At 72.0% G+C, this 5,547-nt stretch carries 5 protein-coding genes; 4 read left to right on the top strand and 1 reads right to left on the bottom strand.

What is annotated here, in order from left to right:
- Window positions 1-132: 132 nt before the first annotated feature.
- The 4 genes from V6U86_RS23340 (at window position 133) to V6U86_RS23325 (ending at window position 4,216) form a co-directional block, all read left to right on the top strand.
- Window positions 133-1,470 (top strand): sensor histidine kinase, encoded by a 1,338-nt coding sequence (locus V6U86_RS23340; protein ID WP_334506459.1) that lies wholly within the window; start codon window positions 133-135, stop codon window positions 1,468-1,470.
- On the top strand, window positions 1,467-2,183 hold the full coding sequence (locus tag V6U86_RS23335) for a response regulator transcription factor (RefSeq protein ID WP_334506458.1): 717 nt from the start codon (window positions 1,467-1,469) through the stop codon (window positions 2,181-2,183). The genes V6U86_RS23340 and V6U86_RS23335 overlap by 4 nt, the downstream gene beginning before the upstream one ends.
- An 81-nt stretch (window positions 2,184-2,264) precedes the next feature.
- Window positions 2,265-3,158: an ABC transporter ATP-binding protein gene (locus V6U86_RS23330; protein ID WP_334506456.1), complete on the top strand. Its 894-nt coding sequence runs from the start codon at window positions 2,265-2,267 to the stop codon at window positions 3,156-3,158.
- Window positions 3,155-4,216: an ABC transporter permease gene (locus V6U86_RS23325; protein ID WP_334506454.1), complete on the top strand. Its 1,062-nt coding sequence runs from the start codon at window positions 3,155-3,157 to the stop codon at window positions 4,214-4,216. The genes V6U86_RS23330 and V6U86_RS23325 overlap by 4 nt, the downstream gene beginning before the upstream one ends.
- A gap of 145 nt (window positions 4,217-4,361) precedes the next feature.
- On the opposite strand, the gene V6U86_RS23320 is transcribed toward V6U86_RS23325, so the two are convergent.
- On the bottom strand, window positions 4,362-5,114 hold the full coding sequence (locus V6U86_RS23320; RefSeq protein ID WP_334506452.1) for a YebC/PmpR family DNA-binding transcriptional regulator: 753 nt from the start codon (window positions 5,112-5,114) through the stop codon (window positions 4,362-4,364).
- Between the last annotated feature and the right edge of the window lie 433 nt (window positions 5,115-5,547).

Genomic DNA, 5,547 nt, shown 5'->3' with positions numbered 1-5,547 from the left:
CGGAGGGGCGCGGGCGCCGCCCCCCCCCCGGCGCCGCGCCGGCCCCCCCCGGCCGCCCCTCCGCCCGTCGACCGGACCACCACCGGTCCGCCCGGTCGACAGGCCCGGTGGGCGGCGTGGCATCGTTCCCGGATGAGCGTGGCACCGCGAGAGGAATGGCGCCGCCCGGGTCCGACGGCGCAACAGCGCCGAAACGACCTGTGGATCGGGCTGGCGGTGACCGGGCTGGCGGTGGTCAGCCTCACCCTGACCCGCAGCGCCGGAATGTTCCTGCTGGGTCCCCCGCCGTCCGGACTGGAACAGCTCTTCTGGACCGTCGCGGTGACCCTGCCGTTGATCGCGCGGCGACGCTGGCCAACCGCCACCCTGCTGATCGTCGCGGTGGCGTTCATCGCCGCGCAGGCACGCTCGGCCCCGGAGACCCAGCTCTCCTCGGGCGCGCTGTTCAGCGCCCTCTACACGGTCGGTGCCTGGGGCACGCACCGTCAGCTCGCCCGGCGCCTCCGGATCGGCGTGATCGTCACGATGTTCGCCTGGCTGGGGGTCTCCTACACGGCGGTGGCCGACGACATTCCGCCCGACGCCTTCGCCGACGCGGCCGGGCCGGTGCCGCCGGTGCTCGCCGCGATGGTCACCGGCGTGCTGCTCAACGGGCTGTTCTTCGGGTTCGCGTACTTCTTCGGAGAGACGTCCTGGGTGGCCGCGCGGCGCGAACACGAGCTACGCGAGCAGGCCGAGGAGCTACGCCGGTCACAGACCGAGGCCCGGGAACGGGCGGTGCTCGGCGAACGGGTCCGGATCGCCCGGGAACTGCACGACGTGGTCGCCCACCACGTGTCGGTGATGGGCGTGCAGGCGTCCGCCTGCCGCCGGGTCTTCGACCGCGACCCGGGCAAGGCCCGCACGGCGCTCACCGCCATCGAACAGAGCGCCCGCACCGCCGTCGACGAGCTGCGTCGGATGCTCGGCGTGCTGCGGACCTCCGCCGGCACCGACGCCGCGCCACCGACGGCCGGTGGCGTCGAACGGATCGACGAACTCGTCGAGCGGGCTCGGGCCGCCGGGCTGACGACCACCCTCGGGGTGTACGGCGACGCCGTCCCGCTGCCCGCATCGGTCTCGCAGGCGGCCTACCGGGTGACCCAGGAGGCGGTCACCAACAGCCTGAAGCACGCCGGAGCGAACCTGTTGGACGTTCGGGTCCGTTACCTGGCCCACGAGGTGGAGGTCGACGTGACCGACGACGGACGCGGCGGTGGCCGGGCGAACGCATCCGGGTTGGGCCTGATCGGAATGCGCGAACGGGTCACCGCCCACGACGGCGACCTGGAGGCCGGGCCGCGCGCCGGCGGCGGTTGGCGGGTACGCGCCCGCTTCCCGCTCGCGACGTCGGCGGACCGCCCGGTGGGCTCGCCGCGGGAGCCGAGGGACAGCCACCAGGCGGCGGCCGGCGCGGAGCGTTCGGCATGAGCGCGACGGCACACCACGCACCCGACACCGGTCCGATGGTCCGGGTGCTGCTCGCCGACGACCAGCACCTCGTCCGCACCGGCTTCCGGGTCATCCTGGAGGTGGAGGACGACATCGAGGTGGTCGGCGAGGCCGCCGACGGCGAACGGGCCGTCGCCATGACCCGAGCCACCCGCCCGGACGTCGTACTCATGGATGTGGAGATGCCCGGGATGGACGGCCTGGAGGCGACCCGGCAGATCGTCGCCGGCGGCCCCGGCGCGCCTGCGGTGCTGATCCTCACCACCTTCGACCGCGACGACTATCTCTTCGCCGCGCTGCGGGCCGGGGCCAGCGGCTTCCTGCTCAAGAACGGCACGCCCGAGGAGCTGGTCGAGGCGATCCGGGTGCTGGCCAGGGGCGACGGCCTACTCGCCCCGGAGATCACCCGCCGGGTGATCTCCACCTTCGCCCGACCCGGTGACCCGACGGGCACCGCGCACCGGGGCCCGGACGCCGACGCCGCACTGGCCGAGCTGACCCCACGCGAACGGGAGGTGCTGATGCTGCTCGCCGCCGGGTCGAGCAACGCGGAGATCGCCACGACCATCCACCTGGGCGAGGCGACGGTGAAGACGCACGTGAGTCGGGTGCTGGCCAAACTCGGCCTGCGCGACCGGGTGCAGGCGGTGGTGTTCGCGTACGAGAACGGGGTGGTCCGGCCCGGCGGGTGAGCGTCGTCCGCCGCGCGGCGGACCCACCCGTTCAGCCGTCGGACGGACGGCGTGCCACCGCATTCGATCTAGCTTGGATGCGTGACCAGAACGCTTCGCCTCGACGGCGTCGACCGCAGTTTCGGCGACCGCCAGGTGCTCAGGAACGTGTCCTTCGAGGTGACCGCAGGCCGGATGACCGGTTTCGTTGGCGCCAACGGCGCCGGCAAGACCACCACCATGCGGATCATCCTGGGTGTCCTCGCCCCCGACGCCGGCGAGGTGAGCTGGGGCGGCACGGCGCTGACCCGGCAGGACCGACGGCGCTTCGGCTACATGCCGGAGGAACGCGGCCTCTACCCCAAGATGACCACCCGCGAGCAGGTGACCTACCTGGGCCGGCTGCACGGGTTGGACGCCGCCGCGGCACGGCGCTCCACCGACGCGCTGCTGGACCGGGTCGGCCTCGGCGAACGCGGGAACGACCTGCTGGAGACGCTGTCGCTGGGCAACCAGCAGCGCGCCCAGATCGCCGCCGCGCTGGTGCACGACCCCGAGGTGCTGGTGCTCGACGAACCCTTCTCCGGCCTCGACCCGCTGGCCGTGGAGACCGTCGTGGCCGTGCTGCGGGAACGGGCCGCGGCCGGCGCACCGGTGCTCTTCTCCAGTCACCAACTCGACGTCGTGGAACGTCTCTGCGACGACCTGGTGATCATTGGCGACGGGGTGATCCGGGCCGCCGGCAGCCGGCAGCAGCTGCGCGACTCGTACACCACGCCCCGCTTCGAACTGGTCGTGGAGCACGACGCCGGCTGGGTACGCGACCACCCCGGGGTGACAGTTGTCGAGCTGGACGGCGCCCGGGTGGTCTTCGACCTGCCGGCCGGCACCGACGAACAGCCCGTGCTGCAGGCGGCCCTCGCGCGCGGCCCGGTCCGCGCCTTCCGCCCGATCAGCCCCTCGCTCACCGAGATCTTCCGAGAGGTCACCCAGTGAACGTCACCCAGGCCACCCGGCTGGTCGCCGAACGCGAGATCCGGGTCAAGCTCCGCGACCGTACCTTCCTGTTCGGCACGCTGTTCTTCCTGTTGATCGCCGCCGCCGGCACCATCCTTCCCCCACTGTTCGCCGGCGGCCCGTCCACTGTGGCGGTGACCGAGAGCTTGGCCGCGCCGCTGCGCACCGCCGGGCTGGAGGTCCGGGTCGTCCCCGACGACCAGGCCGCCGAGCAGGCCGTCCGCGACGACGACGTGGACGCCGCGGTGGTCGCCGGACCGGCCGTCCTGGCCATGGACGAGGCACCCAACGACGTGGTGAACGCGCTGAGCAACCAACCGGGGATACGCCTGCTCGACCCGGACGCGGTCGACCCGGTGGTGGCGTTCCTGGTGCCGTTCGTCTTCGCGTTCGTCTTCTTCCTCACCTCGCAGACGTTCGGCGTACAGATCGCGCAGAGCGTCATCGAGGAGAAGCAGACCCGCATCGTGGAGATCCTGGTCGCCGCCGTGCCGGTCCGGGCCCTGCTGGCCGGGAAGGTGGTGGCCGGGGCCGTCCTGGCGTTCGCGCAGATCGCCCTGATCGCGGTGGTGGCGGTGATCGGGCTGCAGATCGGCGACAGCGGAGGTCTGCTCACCCTGCTCGCCCCGGCGATCGGCTGGTTCGTGCCGTTCTTCCTGATCGGTTTCGTGCTGCTCGCCGCGATGTGGGCGGCAGCCGGCGCGCTGGCCAACCGGCAGGAGGACATCGCCGCCGTGTCGACGCCGGTGCAACTCGCCGTGATGCTGCCGTTCTTCGCGGTGATCTTCCTGAACGACAACGACACCGCGATGCGGGTGCTGTCCTACCTGCCGTTCTCGTCGCCCACGGCCATGCCGCTGCGGCTGTTCACCGGCGACGCGGCGGGGTGGGAGCCGATCGTCTCGCTGGTCGTCCTGCTGCTCACCGCCGGCGCGTTCGTCCTCGCCGGGGCCCGGGTGTACGAGGGGTCGCTGCTGCGCACCAACGGCCGGACCTCGCTGCGTACCGCCTGGCGGGAGCGGGAGACGATCGGCTGAGCACGGTGTCGCCGGGCGCGAACCGGTCTGTCACCACACCGGACCTTCCTCGCTCGTCGCCACCGAGACGTGGTCTTGCTGAGGTCGGGGCATCCCTTGGCGCGGGACACCCCGACATCAGTGAAACTTGAGTCGATCAGCGCGCTCAGGCGTCGACCGCCGCCATCACGTCGTCGCTGACGTCGAAGTTGGCGTAGACGTTCTGGACGTCGTCGCAGTCCTCCAGGACGTCGATCAGCTTGAAGATCTTGCGCGCGCCCTCTTCGTCCAGTGGCACGTTGACGCTGGGGATCAGGGAGGACTCGGCCGACTCGTACTCGATGCCGGCGTCCTGCAACGCCGTCCGCACGCCGATCAGGTCGGTCGGCTCGGAGACCACCTCGTACGCCTCGCCGATGTCGTTGACCTCTTCGGCGCCGGCGTCCAGGACGGCGAGCATCACGTCGTCCTCGCTGGTGCCCTCCTTGGGGACGATCACCACGCCCTTGCGGGAGAACATGTACGACACCGAGCCGGCGTCGGCGAGCGAGCCGCCGTTGCGGGTCAGCGCGGTCCGTACCTCGGTCGCCGCCCGGTTGCGGTTGTCGGTGAGGCACTCGATGAGCATGGCCACGCCGCTCGGCCCGTACCCCTCATACATGATCGTCTGCCAGTCGGCGCCGCCAGCCTCCAGGCCGGAGCCGCGCTTGACGGCGCGATCGATGTTGTCGTTCGGCACCGAGCTCTTCTTCGCCTTCTGGATGGCGTCGAAGAGCGTCGGGTTGCCTGAGGGGTCACCGCCGCCGGTCCGGGCGGCCACCTCGACGTTCTTGATCAGCTTGGCGAACATCTTGCCGCGCTTGGCGTCGATGACGGCCTTCTTGTGCTTGGTCGTCGCCCACTTTGAGTGGCCGGACATCTTCTACCTCCGTCTGTCATTGCACGCCTGCGTCGACTGCCGCACCGATTCCGCGCCGCATCCGGCGATCCGGCGGCCGATCGGCCCCGCGGGAAGTGCCCGCGTCGGGCGACGGCCCTGCCGAACCGCGGCAATCTTACCGAGGTCACACCCCGCCATGTCACACCCGGGACCTGCCGGGCCGCCGGGTGCGCCTCCAGCGGGGATGACGCCCGTGCCCGTGCCCGTGCCCGTGCCCGTGCCCACGCCCACGCCCACGCCCACGCCCAAGATCTTGCTCGAACCAGGAAGTAGTGGCCTCCCCGGCACACCGAGACCACTACATCCATGTTCGGGCACGACCTTGGGATGGGCGCGGGGAGCCGGGGGGCGCGGGGCGCGCACGCGGCACGCGGCGGGCGCGGCGGGCGCCGGGCGCGGCGGGCGCCGGGCG

The sequence above is a fragment of the Micromonospora sp. CPCC 205558 genome, from assembly GCF_036902955.1.
GTDB lineage: Bacteria > Actinomycetota > Actinomycetes > Mycobacteriales > Micromonosporaceae > Micromonospora.
This window is presented reverse-complemented; position numbering and strand designations above follow the sequence as displayed.

Excerpts from the sequence above, each read along its gene's own strand:
- V6U86_RS23340 (WP_334506459.1), top strand. The coding sequence starts at position 133 with ATGAGCGTGGCACCGCGAGAGGAATGGCGCCGCCCGGGTCCGACGGCG.
- V6U86_RS23335 (WP_334506458.1), top strand. The coding sequence starts at position 1,467 with ATGAGCGCGACGGCACACCACGCACCCGACACCGGTCCGATGGTCCGG.
- V6U86_RS23320 (WP_334506452.1), bottom strand. The coding sequence starts at position 5,114 with ATGTCCGGCCACTCAAAGTGGGCGACGACCAAGCACAAGAAGGCCGTC.